The organism is Massilia sp. P2_C2 (genome assembly GCF_056404615.1).
Map to the genome: position 1 here is coordinate 1 of NZ_JBFUDR010000069.1, position 23,448 is coordinate 23,448.

Genomic DNA, 23,448 nt, shown 5'->3' on the forward strand with positions numbered 1-23,448 from the left:
ATTTAAATCAGCAAATGTGAAACACGCGAGTCCGGAAAAATGGAATGATTAAAATTCGGATAAAAGGTATTGCATTCGAAATAAAGGGTATTGCCGTTTGTCCAAAATTGAAAATCCCTGTTTACAAGGGTGGAACGGGCAGTTTGAGTCCTGAACGGTGCTCAATGGCGGACCGGGCAAAGGCTGGGAGCGGGGATTGCCGCGCGCCCTTATCCGTATTGGGTGGGCCCATGCATTTGCGCGTATCGGAGCGGTGCGCGGCGCGACAAAGGGAATGCGATTGGCCTGCCGGGAAATGAAAAATAATGGGGGCATGTAAATACCCGCATGTTTAACTCCTGGTTAAAGTTCGGGCGGGTGTTTTCCCTGAACAAGGATCGATTTGAATCAAAGTTCTCCCGGAAGAGAGGATGTTTATCCTGCGGCGTGGCGGTAATGAGATGCGTCGCGACGTGAGGTCTTCGAAACGGAGAGAACAGGTCGCGCTGCAGGAAGGGCGCAAAGAAAAATGGCTCATAAACCGCAGAAGCGCTTTATGAGCCATTCGTCATGAAATTTGGTGCGGCTGGCAGGAATCGAACCCACGACCCCTTGGTTCGTAGCCAAGTACTCTATCCAGCTGAGCTACAGCCGCCCGAGGCACGCATTGTAACAGCCCTTTCATGTTTGGCAAAGTCCCGTGCTCGTCGATATAACTTGACAGGCTGCCAGGGTGATCCTAAAGTGATATCACTTTCATATAACCTTGGAAAGCGAACATGGCTCAACTTATTCGCCAGGAAACGCAACACACTTCTTTGAATGGTTATTTCGCCTTCATCGGCGGCGCGCTGGCCGTCCTGGCTGGCGCATGGCTGTTCCACGCATCCACTTTGGGGACGGCTCCCAACGGGGCGGGCCTCCTCGGCATGGTCCTCGTCCCTGTCGGCTTGTTCGTGTGCAAGGGGGTGTACATGCTGCAGCCGAACGAGACGGCCGTGCTGACCCTGTTCGGTCGCTACGTCGGTACCGACCGCGGCGAAGGCCTGCGCTGGGCGTTCCCGCTGTACCGGAAGCGCAAGCTGACGGTGCGTGCGCGCAACCTGAACATGTCGACGTTGAAGGTCAACGACAAGCGGGGCAATCCCGTCGAACTGGCCGCGGCCGTCGTGTGGCGTGTGCGCGATACGGCGCAGGCGCTGTTCGAGGTCGACGATTTCGAGCGCTATGTGAGCGTGCAGGCGGAGGCGGCCCTGCGCCACCTGGCCGCGCAATACGCGTACGACGAAGGCGAGGACCTGGCGCCGGGCGAACTCACGTTGCGCGGCGGTGCCCATGAGGTGGGGCTGGCGCTCACCAACGAGTTGACGGCGCGGTTCGAGGCCGCGGGCGTGGAAACGCTGGACGCAAAGCTGACGCATCTGGCCTACGCCCCGGAGATCGCCCAGGTGATGCTGCGCCGCCAGCAGGCCCAGGCGATCATCAGCGCCCGCGCCAAGATCGTGCACGGCGCGGTCACGATGGTGGAGGACGCGCTGAAAGGCCTGGCCGAGCGCGAGATCGTCGAGCTGGACGCCGAACGCAAGGCCTCGATGGTCAGCAATCTGCTGGTGGTCCTGTGCTCCGACCGCGACGCGCAACCCATCATCAATGCCGGTACCCTGTATAACTGAGCGCGGCATCGATGGCGAGTCCCGGTAAAAAGTCGTATCCGCTGCGTATCGATCCCGCGTTGTGGGAGCAGTTGCAGCGGTTGGCTGCCAACGACCTGCGCAGCGTGAACGCGGAAATCGAGTTCCTGTTGCGCGAGGCGCTGGCGCGCCGCGGCATCCGGTTGACGCCGGAACAGCAGGAAGACGGGGAGGGGAATGCGCCGTGACGCAAAGAAAAAGGCCAGATCTCGCGATCTGGCCTTTCGTATATGTGGTGCGGCTGGCAGGAATCGAACCCACGACCCCTTGGTTCGTAGCCAAGTACTCTATCCAGCTGAGCTACAGCCGCCCGAAGCACGCATTATAGCAGCGCTTTCATGATTGGCAAAGTCCGGGTACGGACACACGGACAATCCCCAAACGGAAAAGGCCAGATCTCGCGATCTGGCCTTTCGTATACGTGGTGCGGCTGGCAGGAATCGAACCCACGACCCCTTGGTTCGTAGCCAAGTACTCTATCCAGCTGAGCTACAGCCGCCCGATGCACGCATTATAGCAGTGGCATGCAGATTGAGGAAGTCTTAATTTATTTCAACAAAGGCGGCGTTCTGGTAGATTAGGGCCCGTGTCCTGGAAACCCGAAATGATGCCGTACCCGACCCGAGGGCCATGCCTGTCCGCGCATGCGCGGGCGCTGCTGCGCATGGTCTGCGGCGTCGTGCTGGCGTGCGTGTGCTCGGCGGCGCTGGCGGGCGGACCGCGCAGCCTGCGGTTCGAACGCATCGGCCTGGAAGAGGGGCTGTCGCAGGAATCGGTGCTGGCGATCCTGCAGGACCGCCAGGGCTTCATGTGGTTCGGCACGCAGGCCGGCCTGAACCGCTTCGACGGCTACCGTAAGCAGGTCTTCCGCAACGATCCCAATGACCCGTCCAGCCTCGCCGACAACTATGTGCAGGCCGCTTACGAGGATGGCCAGGGCCGGCTGTGGTTCGGCACGCGCGGCGGTCTCGCGCGCTTCGATCCCGCGACCCGTACCTTCGTGCGCCAACCGCTGCTTGCCGGCAGCGAGCACAATGCGCGCACCAGCGCCGTCACGGCGATCGTCGGTGACGGCGCCGCCGGCCTGTGGGTCGGCACCAGCGCTGGCCTCGTCCATGTCGACCCCGCGACGGGCCGCCTGCGCACCCTGCGCCACGACGAGCGCGATCGCGGCAGCCTGCGCGACGACCGCGTCACGGCACTCGCACTCGATCCGCGCGGCGGCCTGTGGGTCGGCACGGGCATCGGCCTCGACGTCCTGCCCGTCGGGGCGGTCCGCTTCGATCACTTCGACGTCGACCCGGCGGGCGGCGGCAAGCGCAATGCCGTCACCGCGCTATCGATGGGGCCGCGCGCCACGCTCTGGATCGGCACCGGCGCCGGCCTGGAGGCATGGCGCATCGGTACAGGGCTCCCGCAGCGCCACCACCTCGGTGCGGACGAGGGCGTGGGCGACGGCCGGGTGCGCAGCCTGTACCACGACGCGTGCAACAACCTGTGGGTCGGCACGGAACAGGATGGCCTCAGATGGCGCAACCCGGGCAGCGGGCATTTCATTGGTTATGTCAGCGACGCGGTCGATCGCCACACGCTGTCCGACAACCAGGTCACGGCAATCTGGGTCGACCGTACGGGCACGCTGTGGGCCGGCACGATGTTCGGCGGCGTCAATCGCGCCGACCTGGCCAGCGGCGGGTTTGCCCGCTTTTCGATGCAGGCGGGCCAGGTGGCCGACCCGCGCAGCGCGCGCAAGATCCGCAGCATCGCGGAAGGCCCGGACGGCCGCCTGTGGCTGGGGACGACGGGCGGCGGCATCCTGCACCTCGATCCGCACACCGGCCACGCCGACGTGCTGCGCCACGATCCGGCGCGCACTGACAGCCTGCCCGATGACGTGGTCTCGCACGTGCTGCCCGCGCGCGACCGGCTGTGGGTGGGCTCACCGAGCGGACTGTCCTGGCGCGACGGCGCAACCGGTCGCTTCACCCAGGTGGCGCTGGGCCGCGAGGCCGGCGCCAACTGGGTCCAGGCGCTCGCGGCGGGACGCGCAGGCGCGCTGTGGATCGTCACGCGCGGCGGCCTCGCCATGCTGGAGCCGGACGGCCGCACGCGGCACGGCTGGCGCCACGACCCCGCCAACCCGAAAAGCCTCGGCGAGAACTACGGCTTCGCCGCGCTCGAGGACCGGGCCGGATCGGTCTGGATCGGCACGGAAAATGGCCTCGACCGCTATGACCGCGCGACGAACACGTTCACGCATTACCGCCACGACTCGCGCGATCCGGCCAGCCTGCGCCATAACCGCGTCTACTACCTGTACGAGTCGAAGCGCGGCGAACTGTGGGTCGGCACGGCGGGCGGCCTGCACCGCATGGAGCGCGGCGCCGATGGCAAGGCGACGTTCCGCCTGTTTCCCGTCGCGCCCACGCGCGAGCAGGTGTCGGTCGGCGGCATCCTGGAAGACGACCGCGKCCGCATCTGGGTCAGCACGACGCTCGGCATCACCCGCGTCGATCCGGCGACGGGCCGCTACAAGAACTATACGGCCAAGGACGGGCTGACGGATGGCGCGTTCTTCGTCGGCTCGGCGGCCCGCAGCAGCGACGGCGAGCTGCATTTCGGCGGGATCGACGGCATGACCTCGTTCCAGCCGGAGGACATCCACGACAACCCGTTTGCGCCGGTGGTCGTCATCACCGACTTCCTCGTGTTCAACCGCCCGCGTGCGCTGCCCGTCGCGATCGACCGCCTGCGCGAGATCCGGCTGGATCACCGTGATGCCGTCTTCACGCTGGAATTCGCGGCGCTGCACTACGCCGATCCGCAGGCCAACCGCTATGCCTACCGGCTGCGCGGTTTCGACCAGGACTGGACCGAGACGGACGCCCGCAAGCGCTTCGCCACCTATACGAACCTCGATCCGGGCGACTACGTGTTCGAAGTGAAGGCCGCCAACAAGGACGGCGTGTGGACCGGACGGCCAGCCACGCTCGCCATCGTGATTCCGCCGCCGTTCTGGCGCACGTGGTGGTTCCGGCTGGTCCTCGCCATCGCGTTCGCGGCGTGCGCCATCGCGCTGTACCGCCTGCGCGTGCGCGTGCTCGTGCAGCAGAAGGAGCGGCTGGAGCGCCAGGTCGGCATGCGCACGGCGGAACTGGTGCTGCAGAAGGAACAGGCGGAGCGCCGCAAGCAGGAGGCCGAGGCGCAGAAGGAAGCCGTGGAGCAGGCGCGGCGCAACATCGCCCTGTTGTCCGACATCGGGCGCGAGCTGACGGCGAACCTCGACGGCGAGGCGATCATGGCCAACGTCTTCGGCCAGGTGCGCCAGTTGATGGACGCGCCGCTGTTCGCGATCGGCCTCGCACGCGCGGGCGGCCCGCTCGAGTATCCGTATGTCGTGGCGGACGGCCGGCGCGTGTCGGAGGCGGGGCGTTTCGCGCCGCAGGTGCGCCGGCTCGGCGAGTACTGCCTRGCGACCGGGGAGGAGATCCTGATCGGCGACCTGGCGCGCGACTACGTCCGTTTCGCGGGACTCGTGCGCGATGTGCTCGGGACCGACCCGGCCACCGGCGCGGCGGAGTCGGCCTCCGGTTCGCGCTCGCTGCTGTTCGTGCCCATTCTCGTGGGCAGCCGCGTGCTCGGCGTGATCACCGTGCAGAGCGGGCACGCCGGTGCATACCAGAACGTGCAGCTGGACATGCTCAGTACACTCGCGTCGTACGTCGGCGTCGCTCTCGACAACGCCGACGCCTACCGCCAGCTGACCGAGACCCAGGCCCAGCTGGCCGCGCGCGAAAAGCTCGCGTCGCTGGGCGCCCTCGTCGCCGGCGTCGCGCACGAATTGAACACGCCGATCGGCAACAGCCTCCTGATGGCCAGCACGCTGCAGGAAAAGACCGATGCGCTGTCCGAGCGCTTTGTCCAGGGCACCCTGAAGAAATCGGACCTGGAGACGTGGATCGCGGCGGCGCGCGAAGCGTCCAGCCTCATCACGCGCAGCCTGGGCGGGGCGGCCGATCTCGTGAACAGTTTCAAGCAGGTGTCCGTGGACCAGGCCAGCACGCACCGGCGCCGTTTCCAGCTCGACCAGGCCTGCCACGAGATCGCCGCGACGATGATGAACCAGGTGCGCCGCGCCGGCCACACGCTGGAGTTGCGCGTGCCGGCGGGGATCGCGCTGGACAGCTATCCGGGGCCGCTCGGCCAGGTCGTCATCAACTTCATCAACAACGCGCTGCTGCACGCGTTCGACGCGCCCGGCGGGCACATGGTGCTCGTGGCGACACCGGTCGACGGCGAGCGGGTGCGCATCGAGTTCTCCGACGACGGCCGCGGCATCCCGCCGGAGTACGTGTCACGCATCTTCGATCCGTTCTTCACGACGCGCATGGGGCAGGGCGGCACCGGACTGGGTCTCAACATCGCCTATAACCTGGTGACGACGGTGCTGCAGGGGACGATCCGGGTCGAGAGCCAGCCGGGGCGCGGCACGACCTTCATCCTCGATGTGCCGCTGCGCGCGGCCGACGCGCCGGTGCGCGAGCCGGTGCAGGGAGGCGCGTGAATATGGCCGGCCCATGGCATGACGATCGAGGCCATCGGTCGCCCGAACGGACGACTAACACAACCAACAGTGTGGATTACCCTTCTTATGCTCATGCTACGCATCGCCATCGCCTCTTTGATTGCGTTTGGTCTTGACCGCCTTTCCAAGATCGTCGTCGTGCACCGGCTCGACCTGGAATCCGTTCACAGGCTTGCCTTGTGGCCGCCCTATCTCGACCTTGTCATGGCGTGGAATAAAGGCGTCAATTTCGGATTCCTGAAGGGCTTCGATGCCCGGTGGTTGCTCGTCGCAATCAGCGTTGCCGTCTCGGCGGCACTGGTCGTATGGGCGCGCAACATGTCCGGCTGGGTTGTGCCGCTCGCATCCGGGGCCGTGATCGGTGGTGCACTCGGCAACGCCTACGACCGGGTCGTCTATGGCGCGGTCGCCGATTACATCAATATGAGCTGTTGCTCGATCAATAATCCATATTCATTCAATGTCGCCGACGTGTTTATTTTCGGTGGCGCGATTTTCCTGGTCATCGGTCACGAGGCAGGGAAACGGCATAGGGAATAGACCGTTTAGACGACGTTGGTCGGGTTTCCGGCAACCCACGCCTCGAGATTATCGACCAGCATATCGGCCAGCGTCTGCATCGCCCCGCCGCTGGCCCACGCGACATGCGGCGTCAGCACGAAATTCGGCAGGCGCAGCTGCAGCAACGGATTCTCCGGCACGGGCGGCTCCTTGCTCAGGACGTCGAATCCGGCCCCGGCGATCGTGCCATCCGTGAGCGCCTGCGCGAGCGCCGCCTCGTCGACGAGGCCGCCGCGTGCCGTGTTGATCAGGATGGCGCTCTTCTTCATCGCGGCCAGCTCGCGCGCGCCGATCAGGTTGCGGGTCTGTTCCGTGAGGGGCAGGTGCAGGCTCACGACGTCCGACGTGGCCAGCAGCTCGGCCAGCGGCAGCGGCGTGACGTCCGCATCGGTGACGGGTGAGCGTGAGGCGACGGCGATCTCCATGCCGAACGCGCGCCCGATCTGCGCCACGCGCCGGCCCAGCGCGCCGTAGCCGACGATGCCGAGGCGGCTGCCGGCCAGGTCGCCGATCGGGTGGTCGAGCAGGCAGAAGCGCGTCGATCGTTCCCATCGGCCTGCGTCGACGTCGGCCACGTATGCGCGCAGGTTGCGGCGCACGGCGAGGATCAGCGCGAAGCAGTGTTCGGGTACGGAGACGAGCGAGTAATTACGGATGTTCGCGACGACGATGCCCCGTTCGCGGCACGCGGCCAGGTCCACGTTGTCCGTGCCGGTGGCGGCCACGGCGATCATCTTCAGGTCCGGCAGCTGCGAGATGGCGTTGGCCCGCAACGGCACCTTGTTCGTGATGGCGATGGTGGCGCCGCGCAGGCGTTCCACGACTTCATGAGGGCTGGTTGCCGGATAGTCGCGCCAGCGGTGCGCGAAGGCGGGTTTTCTGATGGTTGCGATCAGGCTGTCGCGGTCGAGGAAGACAATATCGTGCATGGCAGTCCCGGAACAAGAGGGATGGCCATTGTAGAACGAGGATGAAAAAAAGACAGGGCGTACCCTGTCTTTCGAGGTCGGAGGGGCTTGAGCCGGTTTTGCGCAACCGTTATTTGGCGGCGTCGGCTTTCTGGTCTGCGTGTGCCACGGCCTTGTCGGCTGCGGCGTCCGCCTTGGCTTTGGCGGCTTTCTTGTGTGCTTTTGCTTTCTTCTTGTCTGCGTCGGCCTTGGCGACGGCGACGTCCGCATTCGCTTCGGCGGCTTTCTTCTCCAGCTTGGCGTCTGCCTTCACGTCGGCTTTTTCTTCCTTGGCTTCGGCCTTGGCGGCTTTCTTGTCGGCTTTGACCTCGGCCTTGGTGACCGGCGTCGTCGCCGTGGTGGTTGCCGTCTGCGCGAACGCCGCGGTGGCGAACAGGCCTGCGATCAGGGTAGCGACGATTTTGCTCATGGCGATGTTTCCTTCAGGTCTTTGTTAATCATCGGGACGATTCCCGTACTACTGGGMCAGAAACGCTGCCGCGCCGCGTGCCGTTGACGGTCTTTTACATCCGGTTACAAAGTCCAGAATGCGAGCTTATTGCTGTGTGCTGTTTGACACTGGAAATCATTCCAACCATACTCTGCCCGGCCTATCCGGCCACACCTACAACATCGACGCCAAAAGAGATCGCTCGTGAGAACACAAACCTCCACCATCCGCACCACCCTGACGGCCATCGCGCTCGCTACCGCGGCGTTGGCAGCCCAGGCCGCCGACGCCGTCCACATCGACCCGCAGCGCCTGTCGCAGGACGTCAAGGTCCTCTCGTCCGACGAGTTCGAAGGCCGCGGCCCGAACACCGCCGGCGAGACGAAGACCGTGAATTACCTGATCGAAAAATTCAGGGAAGCTGGCCTGCAGCCGGGCGGCGACCTCGTCGACGGCAGGCGCGGCTGGACCCAGGACGTGCCGCTGGGCAGGTTCGAGATCAAGGGCCCGGTCGCCGTTTCCGTGACGGCCGGCGGTACCACGAAGACTTATACGCAGGGTAACGAAGTCGCGCTGCGCGCCGCCATGACGGGCGCAAGGAACGTCGACTTCAAGAACGCGCCGCTCGTCTTCGTCGGCTATGGCGTGACCGCGCCGGAGCGCAAGTGGGACGATTTCAAGGGCCAGGACCTGAAGGGCAAGCTGGCGGTCGTGCTGATCAACGACCCGGACTTCGAAACGGGCAAGGGCGATTTCGGCGGCAAGGCCATGACGTACTACGGCCGCTGGACCTATAAATACGAGGAGATGGCGCGCCGTGGCGCCCTCGGCACGATCATCGTCCACGAGACGGCACCGGCATCGTATGGCTGGGCCACGGTGAAGAACTCGAACACGAACGTCATGTACGACATCGTGCGCAAGAATCCCCTGGAGGCGCACGCGCCGGTCGAAGCGTGGATCCAGCGCGACGCCGCCGCCGACCTGTTCAAGCGCGCCGGCCTGAATTTCGACAAGCTCAAGAAGCAGGCCCGGACGCGCGCATTCAAGCCGGTGGAGCTGAAGGGCGTGACGATGTCCGCGCACTATGACGTCGATGCGCAGGTGATCACCTCGAAGAACGTGCTGGCGATCCGTCCGGGCAGCGAGCACGCGGACCAGGTCGTGATCTACAGCGGCCACTGGGACCACCTGGGCATCGGCCTGCCGGACGCGAAGGGCGACAGGATCTACAACGGCGCCGTCGACAACGCCACCGGCATCGCCGCGCTGCTCGAACTGGCACGCGCCTATGCAAAGGCGCCGGCACCGAAACGCAGCGTCGTGTTCCTCGCCGTGACGGCGGAAGAGAAGGGCCTGCTGGGTTCGGACTATTATGCGAACAATCCGGTCTATCCGCTGGCGCAGACGGCCGGCGTGATCAACATGGACGCGCTGAGCCCGTACGGCCCGGCACGCGACTTCACGATCTCGGGCAGCGCCAGGCTCGAGCTGCTCGACCGGCTCATCGCGAAGGCCAAGCAGAGCGGCATCAGCTATTCGCCGGATCCGAAGCCGGAAGCGGGCCACTTCTTCCGTTCTGACCACTTCCCGTTCGCCAAGCACGGCGTGCCGGCGATTTCGTTCGGTTCGGGCGAGAACTGGGAGCAGGGCGGCGTGGCCGCGGGCAAGGCGGCCGAGGAAAAATATACGCAGCTCGCTTACCACCAGCCGGCCGACGAATGGAGCGCCGATTGGCCGTTCACCGGCATGGCGCGCGACCTGGGCCTGCTGTATGCCGTCGGGCGCGACCTGGCGGATTCGTCGGCGTGGCCGAACTGGGCCAAGGACTCGGAGTTCCGCGCGGCGCGCGACGCGAGCGCGTCGGAACGCAAATAACGGCCCGGGTATGTCGGCGTTTGGTGGGCACGGGGTGCCCACACTACGATTAGGTTGCCGTAGGGTGGGCTCCCCGAGCCCACCATGCACACCCCAAGAGAGTTAGCTGGCGAACAGTCGCGTCCGCACCATCCGCCTACACTGGCAGGCATCGCTGCGGAGGTGATGCCATGCCCGACCCATTAAAGCTGTACAAGGCCAAGCGTGATTTCAATATCACGGCCGAGCCCAAGGAAGGCGGGGAGGCCAGCGCGGGCTCCCTCACCTTCGTGATCCAGAAACACTGGGCAACCCGCCTGCACTACGATTTCCGTCTGGAACTGGACGGCGTCATGAAGAGCTGGGCCGTGCCGAAAGGCCCCAGCTACGACACCCACGACCGCCGCATGGCCGTGCACGTGGAAGACCATCCCATCTCGTATTCCGACTTCGAAGGCACCATTGCGCCGCACCAGTACGGCGCAGGCAAGGTGATCATCTGGGACAAGGGCACGTGGGAACCCGTCGGCGATCCGCGCCAGGGGTATGCGAAGGGCGAGATCAAGTTCGAGATGCACGGCCACAAGATGCACGGGCGCTGGGTGCTCGTGCGCCTGCGCGGCCACGACGAGGACAGGCAGGAGCCCTGGCTGCTCATCAAGGAAAACGACGAGTACGCCCGTGCCGCTGGCGAATTCTCCGTCGTCGACGAATTCCCCGACAGCGTCAAGGACCTGCCGATGCCCGCAACGGGCGCCGATGCCGGCCAGCCCGCCAGGCCTGCGCGCAAGACCGCTGCAAAATCCGCAGCAGCGAAACCGAAGCGCGGCGCCATGCCCGAGGGCGCGGTGAAAGCCGACATGCCGGAGACGCTGACACCCGAACTGGCCACGCTCGTCGACGGGCCGCCGGCCGACCCGGAAAACTACATCTACGAGATCAAGTTCGACGGCTACCGCATGGTGACGAGCGTGCAGGGCAAGGACATCCGCCTCATCACCCGCAACGGCAACGACTGGACGGACAAGCTGAAGCCGCTGCAGCAGGAAATCCGCCGCATGAAGCTGCCGGACGGCTGGTACGACGGCGAGATCGTCGTGCACGACGAGAACGGCAAGCCGAATTTCAACCTGTTGCAACTGGCGTTCGACGGTTCCAACAGCGCGCAAATCGTCTACTTCGTGTTCGATGTCCCGTACTACAAGGGCTACGACCTGCGCGACGTGCGGCTCGACGCGCGCCGCCCGTTGCTGGAGGAGGTGCTGGCGGCACGTCCGTCGGACGTCGTGCGCTTTTCGGCGGAGTTCGGCACCGACCCGTCGCAACTCGTCGTCGCCGCCTGCAAGATCGGGCTGGAAGGCGTCATCGGCAAGCGCCGCGATTCACGCTACGTGACGCGCCGCTCGCCCGAGTGGATCAAGCTGAAATGCGGCCAACGGCAGGAATTCGTCATCGGCGGCTATACCGATCCCCACGGTGCGCGCACGGGGATCGGGTCGCTGCTGCTCGGGTACTACGACGACAAGGGCGTGCTGCGCTACGCGGGCAACGTCGGCAGCGGGTTCAATGGGGCGTCGCTGCGGCACCTGCGCGCCGTGCTCGAGGAGATGGGAACGGACAAGAATCCCTTCCCGCCGCGCGCCGTGCCGGGCCGCACGAACCACTGGGTCAAGCCGCAACTCGTGGCGGAAGTCAGCTTCTCGGAATGGACGGCGACCGATTCGATCCGCCATCCCGTGTTCCAGGGCCTGCGCAAGGACAAGCCGGCCAAGAGCGTCGTGCGCGAGCTGCCGAAGCACATGCAGGCACAGGAAGCGCAGCCCCAGGAGGATGCACCTGTCGCTGCGAAGCCCGCCCGCAAGCGCGCGGCGAAGACGGCGCCGGCGGCGGAGAACAAACTGCCCGGCAATCTGCCCGCCACGTTCAAGGTCACGCACGGCGAGCGCATGATGGATGCGGAAAGCGGCGTGACGAAGATCGAGATGGTGCGCTACTACGCTCTCGTCGGCGAACTGATGATGGAGCACCTGAAGGACCGGCCGGTGTCGCTCGTGCGCGCGCCCGAGGGCGTCGGCGGCGAACTGTTCTTCCAGAAGCACGTCGTCGACACGAGGAAGATGCCGGGCGTCGTGCAGATGGACCAGGCGCTCGATCCGGAGCATCCGCGCATGACGCAGATCGCGACGACCGAAGGCCTGCTGTCGTGCGCGCAATGGAACGTCGTCGAGATCCACAGCCAGAACGCGACGGGACGGCATTACGACACCCCGGACCGCATCGTGTTCGACCTCGACCCGGGCGAGGGCGTCGAATGGGCCAGGATGCAGGAGGCGGCGCAGCTCGTGCTCGCCTTCCTCCAGGACCTCGGGCTGAACCCGTTCCTCAAGACGAGCGGCGGCAAGGGCCTGCACGTCGTCGTCCCCATCAAGCCCAAGCTCGACTGGGACACCGTGAAGGATTTCTCGCGCGCGATCGTGAACCACCTGGCGAAGACGCTGCCGGACCGCTTTTCCGCCAGGAGCGGCGCGAAGAACCGCGTGGGCCGCATCTTCATCGACTACCTGCGCAACGGCCGCGGCGCGACGACGGTGGCCGCCTGGTCGGCACGCACGCGTCCTGGTCTCGGCATCTCCGTTCCCGTGCGCTGGGAAGAGCTGCCCAGGCTGAAATCGGGCAGCCAGTGGACGGTCAGGACCGTGCACACCCGGCTGGACGAGGGCAATGCGCCGTGGGCCGACTACGACAAGAGCGCCACGACGCTGACCCAGGCCATGAAGACGCTCGGGTTCAAGCCGGGGGCCAGGACGTCGACGAAGTGATCCCTCGAGCGGCGGCGTGGATCGTTCGCCCGCCGCGCACGCTTTTCTGGTTAATTTCATTTGTGTTCCTGGCGATTTTGGTACTTGCGGTTGCCAGGAAGTCGCACGCACAATGCCATCAAGCATGCAGGCGTCCGGACGCTCGCCGGATACCCGCGTGACGACCGTCGTTCGCCAACGCTGCGACAGACACCCGAAAGAAGACCGTGAAACACTTGCCGCTCATCGTCGTCGCCATCCTGATCAGTGCCGTGTTCGGATCGGGCGCCTATTGGGGATCGCAATTGTTCCGTTCGCAGGTCGGACCGGTCCCGGTGGCGACGCACACCGCGTCCGCGCCGCCCGACATCGCGGCGGCCGCGGGGCTGTTCGGTGGCACGCCGGCGGCGGCAACTACCATCGCGTTCAAGCTGAAAGGCGTCATCGAGGATGGCGCCGAGGGCGTCGCGATCCTGGTCGAGGAGGGCAAGCCGGCGCTCGCGGTCGGCATCGGCCAGCAGGCCGCGCCGGGCGTGAAGGTCACGGAGATTCATCAACGCTACGTGCTGCTCGACGTGAATGGCAAGCCGACGCGGCTGGATCTGCCGGACGGTACCGTCGGCCTGGAACTGGTCGCCAAGGCACCGGCCACGCCAGCCACATCGACCGCACCCACCCCACCAGCCGCATCCATCCCAGTAGCGGCGCCGGCCATGCCGGCGACGTCAGTCACATCCGCGCCGCAGGCCGCATCGGGCGCGCCTGTACTCGCCGCCAACGCCGGTTCGACGCCGTCAGCCAGTCAGCCAGCCCCCGCCAGGCCGCCGGGCCTGACCAGTGACCAGATGCGGCAACAGTACGAAGAGCGCCGCCGGCAAGAGATGGAGCAGTTCGAGCGCGCACGCCGGGCCGCCGGCATGGCGGGGCAGGCGTCCGGACGACAGCCGACAACCTGATCGTCCACGCGGTCCCGTTGCCGCGGGCCGCATCGCTGCGCCGCACCGGGCAGCCTCCCGCACTGGGTAGGGTCCTTGCGTTCGCCGACATAGTCATCCCTGCATTTTCATCGACCTCCAGTCGGCCGCATCGGTTGCCTGAGCGGTTCCTCGTCCTCCCGATTATCGATTTTTTCGCGATGAACGATTTATCGATGTACCTTAATAAATATTAATAATTGGACAATTTCATGTGTCACTTTGGTGATTTTGAGAATTGCTGAGGTTCAATGAAAACTCTCACAATGTTTTCGAGGTGAGGTGTTTTCTGCATCTTTACTTCAAAAAACTGCATAACTACATAAAATCACGGAGATATTTTGATGAGAATTCATCAATGTGCCAGGACGCTGCTCGCCAGCGTGTCCGGCGCTACCCTGACTGCCGGGTTGATCGCGGCCCCGGCCCAGGCACAAAGCTATAGCTGGCAGAACGTACAGATGGTGGGCGGCGGCTATGTCGACGGCATCGTCGCCCACCCCGGACAACAGGGGCTGTTCTACGCCAGGACGGACGTGGGCGGCGCCTACCGCTACAACACGGCCACCAGCACCTGGATCCCGCTGAACGACTGGACGCCGTCGGCCAGCAACGACTGGATGGGCGTCGATTCCATCGCCATCGATCCGAACAACGCCAACATGCTGTTCATGTCCGTGGGCGCCTACGACAGCTGGGCGTACGTGCCGGCCGGCGCGATCCTGGTGTCGTCGAACCAGGGCGCCAGTTTCACCGTGCACCAGATGCCGTTCCCGATGGGCTCCAACAACACGGGCCGCGACGCGGGCGAGCGCCTGCAGGTCGACCCGAACAACGGCAACGTGCTGTTCTACGGCACCCGCAACGATAGCCTGCCGACGCCGTACAACAACGGCATGAACGGACTGTGGACCAGTACCGACAAGGGCAGCACCTGGACCCAGGTCGCCGCCGGCAACGCGCCGCCGCTGTCCAGCAACGGCACCGGCGCGGGCATCGTGTTCACGGCGTTCTACAAGCCGTCGCTCGCCAACGGCCGCACGCAGAAGATTCTCGCCGGCGTCTCCGACAGCGCCGCGCCGTCCACGCTGTACGTCAGCAACGACGCCGGTGCCCACTGGAGCGCCGTCAGCGGCGGTCCCGGCTCGACGGCCACCGGCGGCATGTACCCGAACCATGGCCTGGTCGGCGCGGACGGCAACCTGTACATCACCTACGGCAACGCGCCGGGGCCGTACAGCATGACCACGGGCCAGGTATGGAAATATTCGGTCGGGACTGGCGCGTGGACGAACATCACGCCGCTCGTGCCCACGTCCTTGGACGCGTTCGGCTACGACGGCCTGGCCCTCGATCCGAAGAAGCCCGGCACGCTCGTCGTCACGACGGTCGACCGCTACGGCGCCGGCGACACGATGTTCCGCTCGACCAGCGCCGGCAATACGGGCAGCTGGGTGGACCTGAAAGCCAAGGCCACGTTCAGCTGGACGCAATCGCCGTGGGCGCCGTGGGGTCATCCGAATGGCTTCGGCAACTGGATGAACGTGGTCATCGATCCGTTCAACTCGAACAATGCGTTCTACGGCACGGGCGGAGGCGTCTTCCGCACGACCAACCTGACCAATGCCGACAGCGGACTGGCGACCTCCTGGAGCGTCGCCGCCAAGGGCATCGAGGAAACCGTGCCGCAGACGATCGCCGCGCCGACGTCGGGCGCGCCGCTGATCGCCGCGATCGCCGACGTGTGCGGTTTCGTGTTCAACTCGTTGACGACGCCACCGAATTCGATGATTGCCACGACGAGCGGCACGGGCGTCGCGGGCGCCTGCACGTTCGGCAGCGGCATCGACTTCGCCCGGGGCAATCCGGCGAAGATGGTCCTCGTGGGCACCAACCCGTACGCCAGCACGGTGCCGGTCGGCGTGATCTCGACTAATGGCGGTTCCAGCTGGACCGCGTTCCCGACGCTGCCGGCCGGCATGAAGAAGGGTGAAGGTTCGGTGGCCCTCAGCTACGACGGTACAGCCATCGTCTGGTCGCCGCATACGGACGACAACCTCGCCCCGGTCTACACGACGAATGGCGGTACTTCGTGGACGACCATTTCGTTCTTCGGCAATACGCTGCCGGTCGGCTCGAAAGTGCTGTCCGACGGTGCGCAGAATGTCTTCTACGCGTGGAAGGCCGGTACGACGAATTTCTACGTCGGCAACGGCGCCGCCAGCTGGTACCAGGCGCCGGCGCTGCCGGCCTCGCCGACGCAGATCAACACCGTACCGGGTCGTGGCGGGGAAGTGTGGATGGCGGCCGGCACGGGCCTGTACAAGAGCACGAACTCGGGTTCGTCGTGGAATGCGCCGATCACGATCAGCGTGGCCGGCAACGCGTTCACCCCGACGTCGATCGGCTTCGGCAAGGCCGCGACCGGCGCCACCTACCCGGCCATCTACACGGGTGGGCAGTTCGCCGACGGAACGACCGGCCTGATGCGTTCCACCGACGGCGGCGTGAACTGGGTGAAGATCAATGACGCCAACCACCAGTGGGGCGGCATCGCCCAGGTCGTCGGTGACATGCGCACGTTCGGTACCGTGTACCTCAACATCAGCGGCGGCATGGGCCGCGGCATCGTCTACGGCACGTCGGCGAACTGACGTAACGGCACCCCTTTCCACCGGCGGCGGGGAGGGGTGTTTTTCATTCATTAACCGGTGCGACAGACACCTGACAGAGACATGAAACACCTGCCGTTCGTATCCTGTTCCACCCTGTTCATCGCAGTATGCGCCTCGGCGGCCTTTTGGGGGCTGCCATGGTTCCAGCCGCCTGCGGCGCCTGCTTTCGCCACCCCGCAGGCTCGCCCGGCACCGCCGGACATCGCCGCCGCTGCGGGCCTGTTCGGCGGAGCGCCGGCCGGTCCCGTCGCCACGGCGTACCAGCTGAAGGGCGTCATCGAGGACGGCCCGGACGGCGTGGCGATCCTCGTCGCGGACGGCAAGCCGGCGCAGGCGGTCGGCGTCGGCCAGGAGGTCGCGCCGGGCGTGCGGGTCACGGAGGTCCACCAGCGCTATGTGTTGCTGGACGACGGCGGCTCGGTCAAGCGTCTCGAGTTGCCGGATGCCGGCATCACGGGCCTGGAGCTCGTCGCGGCGGCATCGACCGCCCAGGCCTCCGCGCCGCTGGTCGCGTCGGTCACCGTCGCGAAATCCGGCGGGGCGATGCCGTTGCCGGCCGCGGATCCCAACCTCGACCAGTCACAGCAACCGATCCTGGTGACACAGCGGGCGCAATATATGGAACACGTCCGCCAGATGCAGGAGCACAGGGCCTCCGGCATCGGACCCGCGGCATTTGGGCCACCACCGGCGGGCTGAACGCTTACTGCGCCACGCGCTCGCTCGGCCCCGGATCGCCCCGTTCGTTGCGGAAGATCGCGCGAACGTTCATCCCGGCCAGCCCCGCCTGCAGCGCGATCAGCGCCCACGCCTCGTCGTGCACGCCCCACACGATCCACAGGAAGTTGCTCGCGATGAAGGTCCAGAAGCCGATTACGCGCTTCTTCGCGTGGCGCGCGCCCACGAGGAATGCCGCCACCAGGGTGACGGCCATCGCGGGCCATTGCAGCAGGTCCAGCAGCGTATCGACGTCCACTCAGGCGGCCTTCCTGCGCCGGGCGGGTGCCGCTGCTTTCGCGGCCGGCTTCGCCGTGGCGCGGGTGGCGGTGGTTTTCTTCGCGGCCGTCTTCGTTGCCGCGGTCTTCGTCGCCGTCTTCGCCGTCGTGGACTTCGCGGCCGTCGTCCGCTTCGTGCTCGCATGCGTGGCCGCGTGCGCGGGCGCCTTGCGCGCGAGCGGCGGCGGCATGTCGTCCGCGTCGTCGTTCTCACGCGCGGGCTTCTTCGCCCTGGCCGGCGGCGGTTCGTCGTCGTCGTCATCCGCAGCCGCAGCCGCGGACTTCGCGGGCTTCTTGCCCAGGCTCGCCTGCAGCAGCGCGACGAGGTCGATGACATTGGTCCTGGCCGGCTTTTCTTCCTCCGGTTCCGGTTCCGTGAGGGTCTTGGTCTGGTTGGCGGCGACCTTCTTCCTGATCAGCGCCATCACGTCTTCGCGGTAGGTGTCGTGGTACTGCTGCGGCTTCCACTTCTCGCTCATGCCATCGACGAGCGCCCTCGCCATCTGCAATTCCTTGTCCGTGACCTGCGCGGCCTTCGAGTCGGCGGCCGGGATCTTCAATTCGTCGGTGGGGCGGATTTCGTCCGGATAACGCAGCGTGTTCAGCACGATCGCGTCGCCCACGCAGACGAGGGCGGCGAGGTGCTGCTTGACGCGGATGACGACGTTGGCGATGCCGATCTTGCCCACTTCGCGCAAGGTCTCGCGCAACAGGGCGTACACCTTGTCGCCGCCCTTGCCGGGTGCCAGATAATAGGGCTGTTCGTAATAGATCAGCGGGACCTGTTCCGCATTGACGAAGGCGAGGATGTCGATCGTCTGCGTCGCTTCCGGGTTGGCGCGGCGCAGGTCTTCGTCGGACAGGACGACGTATTCGCCGTCGCTGTATTCATAGCCCTTGACGATGTCATCCCACGAGACTTCCTTGCCCGTCGCCTTGTTGTAGCGCTTGAAGCCGATCGGCGCGAAGTCGCGCCGGTCGAGCATCGTCAGGTCGAGCCCCTGGTCGCTCGCCGCCGGATACATCTCGACCGGGATGTGCACCAGTCCGAAGCTGATCGCACCTTTCCACATGCTGCGTGCCATGGAGGCTCCTTTCGTGAACGGTTATTCGCCCACCTGTCCCGTGATCGGCAGCACGACGCCGGTCACGTAGCCCGAACACACGTTCGAGGCGAGATAGACGTAGGCCGGCGACAGCTCTTCCGGCTGGGCGGGGCGGCCGAACGTGGTACTCTGGCCGAACTTGGTGATTTCCTCGGGCGACTGGTCGGCCGGGTTCAGCGGCGTCCACACGGGGCCCGGCGCGACGGCGTTCACGCGGATGCCCTTGTCCAGCAGGTTCGCCGCGAGCGACATCGTGAACGCGTGGATGGCACCCTTCGTCGTCGAATAGTCGAGCAGCTTCTTCGATCCCTTCAGGCCCGTCACGGAGCCCGTGTTGATGATGGCGCCGCCGCGCTTCAGGTAGGGCAGGCACGCCTTGGCCATGTGGAAGTAGCCATAGATGTTCGTGCGCATCGTCTCGTCGAAGCGGTCTTCCGTCAGGTCGAGCAGCGATTCGGCATGCTCCTGGAACGCGGCATTGTTGACGAGAATGTCCAGGCGGCCCCACCTGGCGACGATCTGGTCGACCGCCTGCTGGCAGAATTCCATGTCCTTCACGTCGCCGGCCACGGTGACGCATTTCTGGCCTTCGGCCTCGATCAGGCGCTGCGTCTCGGCCGCGTCCTCGTGCTCGTTCAGGTAGAGGACCGCCACGTCGGCGCCTTCGCGCGCGAACAGGATGGCGACGGCGCGGCCGATGCCGGAATCGCCGCCCGTGACGATGGCGACCTGGCCCAACAGCTTGTCGCTTCCCTTGTAGTGCTCGGCCATGAACTTCGGCTTCAGCTCCATCTGGGCTTCGATGCCCGGCTTGGCCAGATGCTGGGCCGGGAAGTCGCCGCTCGGCTGCTGGATGCCGGTCTGGGCCGCGCCACCTGAGCCGGAATCGCCTTTTTGCATGCTGCCATCCTTCTGGTCCTGGCGGTTCTGGATCGCTTTCTGCTTGTTCGCTGCATCGTCCTGTATTGCCATGGTGCTCTCCTTGTGCATGATTCCGCCAGTATTCCCGCGCGCGGGCGCCGCTGACGGTGCGGTTCCACACATTGCGCGCATTTGCTAGGCGTTGCTGGTGCTTTGTGGCAAACTTGTTAGCGTAACAAAGTATCCGAGGGGCGGACGATGGTGCGGCAGACAGGGCAGGAGACAGGGCGGACGGGGATTTACCTGAGTCCGATGGCGCAGCGGCGCGGCGAATTCTCGGAGGCGTGCGCCTCGCTGTTCGCACGCCTGCACCTGGCGGACAGTACCGACGTCGCCGCGAGCCTCGTCGCGCGCGAGCAGCCGGATCTGCTCGTCATCGACCTCGACCGTTTCGAGCCGAGCATCGACCTGGACGCGCTGGCCAACCTCGTCGACCGGCGCGCCGGCGCGCCCACGCTGCTGCTGTGTCCCGGCGCCGGGGCGGCATGGCTGCCGGCGCTGATGGCGCGCGGCCCGGTCGGCTATGCCGTCATGCCGCTCGCTCCGGACGCGCTGTGTGTGCGCGTCGAGGCCGCCCTCGAGCACCGCGGCGCCGGCGCGCCGGCCAGCGACGCTGGATGCCTGCGCGCGCTGCTCGACCTGCGCGCCCGCGTGCAGGCCGCGCTGGAGGAGGCGGAGGACGCCCACGTGCTGGCGGAAGCTTTGTGCGCCGCCCTGTGCGCGTGGCCCGGCGTGCTGCACGCCGGCGTGTTTTTGCTGAAGGAGGGCAACGATTTGCAGTTGGCAGCCCAACAACAAGTGGAGCAAAAGCGGGACGGCCTGCTGCTCGGCGCACTCCTGCAACGCACCGACCGCCTGCTGCAGGCGCCGCTGCGCCACGCATTCCCGGGCCTGCTGGCCGCCGCCGGCGGCACCACCGTGCTGCTGGAAGCGCCGGAACAGACGGGCGAGCCGGCGCTGACGGAGGGGCTGCGCGCCCACGGCGTCGCGATGGCGCTGGGCCTGCCGATCCCGGCCGATGGCCCGGGCGCACCGCGCGGTGCGTTGTCGCTGCTGTTCGGCGCCGCGCGCGCCTTCTCGCTGGAAGAGTGGTCGGCGCTGCACGACGTGACCCAGCTGGCCGCCGTCGGCCTGCGCCTCGCCGCGCTGGGCCAGGAAAACGAACACCTGCTGGCGCGCCTGACGTATATCTCGACGACCGACGCGCTCACCGGCGTGGCGAACCGCCGCCATGGCGAAGAATTGCTGGACAAGGAAATCCGGCGCGCGCGCCGCTACCGCCTGCCGCTCGCGCTGCTCTCGTTCGACATCGACCGCTTCAAGGCCGTCAACGACACGTACGGCTACCCGGTCGGCGACGTCGCGCTGCGCACCGTCGCCGACACGACGCGCGCCGTGCTGCGCGCCAGCGACATCCTCGTGCGCTCGGGCGGCGAGGAATTCCACATCATCGCGCCGCACACCAGCGCCATCGACGGCCTCAAGATGGCGGAAAAGGTGCGCGTGGCGATCGAACAGGCCGCGATTCCGGGCTGCGACCACGTGACGGTCAGCATCGGCGTGGCCCAGCTGGGCGAGCAGGAAAGCGGCGATTCGCTGACCCAGCGCGTGGACGCGGCCCTCGTGCGCGCCAAGCGGGCAGGGCGCAACTGCGTCGAACTGGCGATGCAGTGAGCGGCGGCTGGCTGCCGGCCTGGCTGCGGGCATATCGCCGCGCCGACCTGGCGGGCGACGCGGCCGCGGGCATCATCGTCGCGATGATGATGATCCCGCAGGGGATGGCCTATGCGCTCGTCGCCGGGCTGCCGCCCGTGGTCGGCCTGTACGCCAGCATCGTGCCGCCGCTGCTGTATGCGCTGGTCGGCACGAGTTCCACGCAATCGGTCGGCCCGATGGCGATCATCTCGCTGATGACGGCGTCCGCGCTGGCGCCGCTGGCGTCGCCCGGCGGCGTGCAGTACGGCGTGCTGGCCGCGCAGCTGGCGCTGCTGTCCGGTGCCGTGCTGCTCGCTTGCGGCCTGCTGCGCGTGGGCTTTCTGGCCAACTTCTTTTCGCGTCCCGTGATGAATGGCTTCACGCTCGGATCGGCCGTCGTGATCGCGCTGGGCCAGGTGCCTACGTTGCTGGGCGCTGCGCCGCCGCACGTGCACGGGCCCAGCGCCATGCTCGGCCTCGGGAGCATCGCGCTGCTGCTGGGCGCGCGCCGCGCTCTGGCGCCGTGGCTGGCCCGGCTCGGCATGCCGTACGGCGCGGCCGACGTCGCGGCCCGGCTGGCGCCGATGGCGCTCGTCCTTGGGAGCATTGCGCTCGTCGCCGCGCTCGGTCTCGACCGGCTGGGCGTGCGGGTGATCGGCGCCGTGCCGGCCGGCCTGCCGCGGCTGAACCTCGCCACCTCCGGCGGGCACTGGCAGGCGCTGCTCAAGCCCGCGCTGCTGATCGGTTTCATGAGCTTTTTGATCGCGATGTCGGGCGCACAGGCGCTCGCCCTGAAGCGCGCTGAGAAGCTGTACACGAACCGCGAACTGGTGGGCCTGGGCCTCGCCAACGTCGCGAGCGCGCTGTCCGGCGGGTTTCCCGTGACGGGCAGCCTGTCGCGCTCCGCCGTGAATTTCGCGGCCGGCGCGCGCACGCAGCTGGCGGGCGTGATCACGGCCGGGCTGCTGGCCGGCGCGCTCGTGCTGCCCACCGGGTGGATCGCGCTGCTGCCGCTGCCCGTGCTGGCCGCGACGATCATCGTCGCCGTGCTCGGCCTGCTGGACTGGTCCACGTTGCGCACCGCGTGGGACTACGACCGCGCGGACGCGCTGGCGCTGCTGGCGACGGCCGGCGGCGTGCTGCTGCTGGGCGTGGAGGCGGGCGTCGTGGCGGGCCTGCTGCTGTCGCTGGGGACGATGATCTGGCGCGAGAGCCGGCCCCACATCGCCGTGCTGGGCCGGATCCCGCACACTGAACACTTTCGCAACATCGACCGCTACACGGCCGAGACGGATCCCGGCGTCCTGTTGTTGCGCGTGGACGCCGGTCTGTTCTTCGGCAATATCGAAGCGGTGGGCGAACGCATCGAGGAAGAGCTGGCGGCGCATGCGGGCGCGCACGACCTCGTGCTGGTGCTGTCGGCCGTGAACGCCATCGACAGTTCCGCGCTGTTCGGCCTGCTGGAGCTGAACCGGGCGCTGGCCCGGCGTGGTGTGCGGCTGCACCTGGCCGAAGTCAAGGGACCGGTGCTGGACCGCCTGCGCGCCTCCACATTGTTGAGTGAGCTCAGCGGTCGTCTCTTTTTGAGCACAGCGAACGCCTGGGATGCCCTCGCACGGCACGGCACGTGATTGCAAGCAAATCCCAGCTGTGGCAGGATGGAACCAAGGTATTAGACAAAAGGTGGATACCATGCCGCGCCCCAGTACTATCATTATTCTGCTGACAACCGTTGCTCTCTACATCCTCGGCTTCGCCGCCGCCGTCCCAGCCGGCATCGCCCTGGCCCTGACCTTCGAGCTGGCAGCTTCCAGTCGCGTCACCGACCGCGAACGCAGCCTGCGTCCGGTCCGCGTGGCCCGTACGCTGCGCCGCCGCCGCTGAGCTTCCCGCCGTACAGCCCGCAGTAGCCGTATTGACCGGCCGCGTGCCTGGGCAAACTCCCGATCCCTTTTCCGTTCCCGGTAGGGTGTGTTAGGGCAAAGTTGTAATGTCCGCTTCTAGCAAAGTAGAAATGTCCGCTTTTGCTAGATAGCTCATGCTGTCGATTCTGAATGGTTTGGAGTCGAGTGTGGGCAAAGTCGGGAGCATTACGATGGAGGAGTTGGAGCGCGCCGAAATCATCGCCGCCAGTGTCAGGGGCGAGATCACGGCGGTCATTGCGGCACAGCGCCTGGGGCTGACGACACGTCAGGCACGCCGTCTGCAAAAGC

17 protein-coding genes and 3 tRNA genes are annotated in these 23,448 nt (G+C 66.3%); 12 read left to right on the top strand and 8 right to left on the bottom strand.

What is annotated here, in order from left to right:
- Positions 1 to 557: 557 nt before the first annotated feature.
- A tRNA-Arg gene (locus tag AC1DYX_RS10820) sits at positions 558 to 634 on the bottom strand.
- Between the two features lie 124 nt (positions 635 to 758).
- Here AC1DYX_RS10820 and AC1DYX_RS10825 point away from each other — a divergent pair.
- Together AC1DYX_RS10825 and AC1DYX_RS10830 are read left to right on the top strand one after the other, a co-directional pair.
- Complete coding sequence (locus tag AC1DYX_RS10825; protein WP_477258817.1) at positions 759 to 1,652, top strand: SPFH domain-containing protein; 894 nt, start codon at positions 759 to 761, stop codon at positions 1,650 to 1,652.
- Positions 1,653 to 1,663: 11 nt separating this feature from the next.
- Entirely contained in the window at positions 1,664 to 1,858 is a 195-nt protein-coding gene (locus tag AC1DYX_RS10830) for a type II toxin-antitoxin system antitoxin (RefSeq protein ID WP_477258818.1), read from the top strand.
- 45 nt (positions 1,859 to 1,903) lie between these two features.
- Here the strand turns inward: AC1DYX_RS10830 and AC1DYX_RS10835 are convergent.
- Positions 1,904 to 1,980 (bottom strand) — tRNA-Arg (locus tag AC1DYX_RS10835).
- A gap of 112 nt (positions 1,981 to 2,092) precedes the next feature.
- A tRNA-Arg gene (locus AC1DYX_RS10840) sits at positions 2,093 to 2,169 on the bottom strand.
- A gap of 105 nt (positions 2,170 to 2,274) precedes the next feature.
- Here AC1DYX_RS10840 and AC1DYX_RS10845 point away from each other — a divergent pair.
- Both AC1DYX_RS10845 and lspA read left to right on the top strand, forming a co-directional pair.
- Positions 2,275 to 6,234, top strand: a complete 3,960-nt coding sequence (locus tag AC1DYX_RS10845; protein WP_477258819.1) for a sensor histidine kinase — start codon at positions 2,275 to 2,277, stop codon at positions 6,232 to 6,234.
- Between the two features lie 18 nt (positions 6,235 to 6,252).
- Entirely contained in the window at positions 6,253 to 6,795 is a 543-nt protein-coding gene (lspA, locus tag AC1DYX_RS10850) for a signal peptidase II (RefSeq protein ID WP_477258820.1), read from the top strand.
- A gap of 5 nt (positions 6,796 to 6,800) precedes the next feature.
- Here lspA and AC1DYX_RS10855 read toward each other — a convergent pair whose 3' ends face one another.
- A complete protein-coding gene (locus AC1DYX_RS10855; RefSeq protein ID WP_477258821.1) occupies positions 6,801 to 7,745 on the bottom strand; it encodes a D-2-hydroxyacid dehydrogenase in 945 nt (314 codons plus the stop codon).
- 109 nt (positions 7,746 to 7,854) lie between these two features.
- Entirely contained in the window at positions 7,855 to 8,193 is a 339-nt protein-coding gene (locus AC1DYX_RS10860; RefSeq protein ID WP_477258822.1) for a hypothetical protein, read from the bottom strand.
- A 225-nt stretch (positions 8,194 to 8,418) separates the two neighbouring features.
- Here AC1DYX_RS10860 and AC1DYX_RS10865 point away from each other — a divergent pair, with 225 nt between their 5' ends.
- The 5 genes from AC1DYX_RS10865 (at position 8,419) to AC1DYX_RS10885 (ending at position 17,217) form a co-directional block, all read left to right on the top strand.
- Positions 8,419 to 10,092 carry a M28 family metallopeptidase gene (locus tag AC1DYX_RS10865; protein ID WP_477258823.1) on the top strand — a complete coding sequence of 558 codons (1,674 nt, stop codon included), beginning with the start codon at positions 8,419 to 8,421 and terminating at the stop codon, positions 10,090 to 10,092.
- Between the two features lie 170 nt (positions 10,093 to 10,262).
- The gene (gene ligD / locus AC1DYX_RS10870) at positions 10,263 to 12,890 is read left to right on the top strand and encodes a DNA ligase D (RefSeq protein WP_477258824.1); all 2,628 of its coding nucleotides are present in this window, start codon (positions 10,263 to 10,265) and stop codon (positions 12,888 to 12,890) included.
- A 206-nt stretch (positions 12,891 to 13,096) separates the two neighbouring features.
- Positions 13,097 to 13,825, top strand: coding sequence for a type II secretion system protein N (locus AC1DYX_RS10875; RefSeq protein ID WP_477258825.1), 729 nt, complete (start codon positions 13,097 to 13,099; stop codon positions 13,823 to 13,825).
- A 362-nt stretch (positions 13,826 to 14,187) separates the two neighbouring features.
- Positions 14,188 to 16,497, top strand: a complete 2,310-nt coding sequence (locus AC1DYX_RS10880) for a sialidase family protein (protein ID WP_477258826.1) — start codon at positions 14,188 to 14,190, stop codon at positions 16,495 to 16,497.
- An 81-nt stretch (positions 16,498 to 16,578) separates the two neighbouring features.
- A complete protein-coding gene (locus AC1DYX_RS10885; RefSeq protein WP_477258827.1) occupies positions 16,579 to 17,217 on the top strand; it encodes a type II secretion system protein N in 639 nt (212 codons plus the stop codon).
- Between the two features lie 4 nt (positions 17,218 to 17,221).
- Here the strand turns inward: AC1DYX_RS10885 and AC1DYX_RS10890 are convergent, their stop codons facing one another.
- The 3 genes from AC1DYX_RS10890 to AC1DYX_RS10900 are packed head-to-tail and all read right to left on the bottom strand — an operon-like array spanning position 17,222 to position 19,591.
- The gene (locus AC1DYX_RS10890) at positions 17,222 to 17,494 is read right to left on the bottom strand and encodes a hypothetical protein (protein ID WP_477258828.1); all 273 of its coding nucleotides are present in this window, start codon (positions 17,492 to 17,494) and stop codon (positions 17,222 to 17,224) included.
- Positions 17,495 to 18,598: a non-homologous end joining protein Ku gene (gene ku / locus AC1DYX_RS10895; RefSeq protein WP_477258829.1), complete on the bottom strand. Its 1,104-nt coding sequence runs from the start codon at positions 18,596 to 18,598 to the stop codon at positions 17,495 to 17,497. It abuts the gene before it with no gap.
- Positions 18,599 to 18,619: 21 nt separating this feature from the next.
- Positions 18,620 to 19,591, bottom strand: coding sequence for an SDR family oxidoreductase (locus tag AC1DYX_RS10900; RefSeq protein ID WP_477258830.1), 972 nt, complete (start codon positions 19,589 to 19,591; stop codon positions 18,620 to 18,622).
- Positions 19,592 to 19,792: 201 nt separating this feature from the next.
- Between AC1DYX_RS10900 and AC1DYX_RS10905 the strand changes: the two genes are divergently transcribed.
- The 3 genes from AC1DYX_RS10905 (at position 19,793) to AC1DYX_RS10915 (ending at position 23,119) form a co-directional block, all read left to right on the top strand.
- On the top strand, positions 19,793 to 21,214 hold the full coding sequence (locus AC1DYX_RS10905; RefSeq protein WP_477258831.1) for a diguanylate cyclase: 1,422 nt from the start codon (positions 19,793 to 19,795) through the stop codon (positions 21,212 to 21,214).
- Positions 21,211 to 22,866, top strand: coding sequence for a SulP family inorganic anion transporter (locus AC1DYX_RS10910; RefSeq protein WP_477258832.1), 1,656 nt, complete (start codon positions 21,211 to 21,213; stop codon positions 22,864 to 22,866). Before AC1DYX_RS10905 ends, AC1DYX_RS10910 begins: the two co-directional genes overlap by 4 nt.
- A gap of 61 nt (positions 22,867 to 22,927) precedes the next feature.
- The gene (locus AC1DYX_RS10915) at positions 22,928 to 23,119 is read left to right on the top strand and encodes a hypothetical protein (RefSeq protein WP_477258833.1); all 192 of its coding nucleotides are present in this window, start codon (positions 22,928 to 22,930) and stop codon (positions 23,117 to 23,119) included.
- The last annotated feature ends 329 nt before the right edge of the window (positions 23,120 to 23,448 follow it).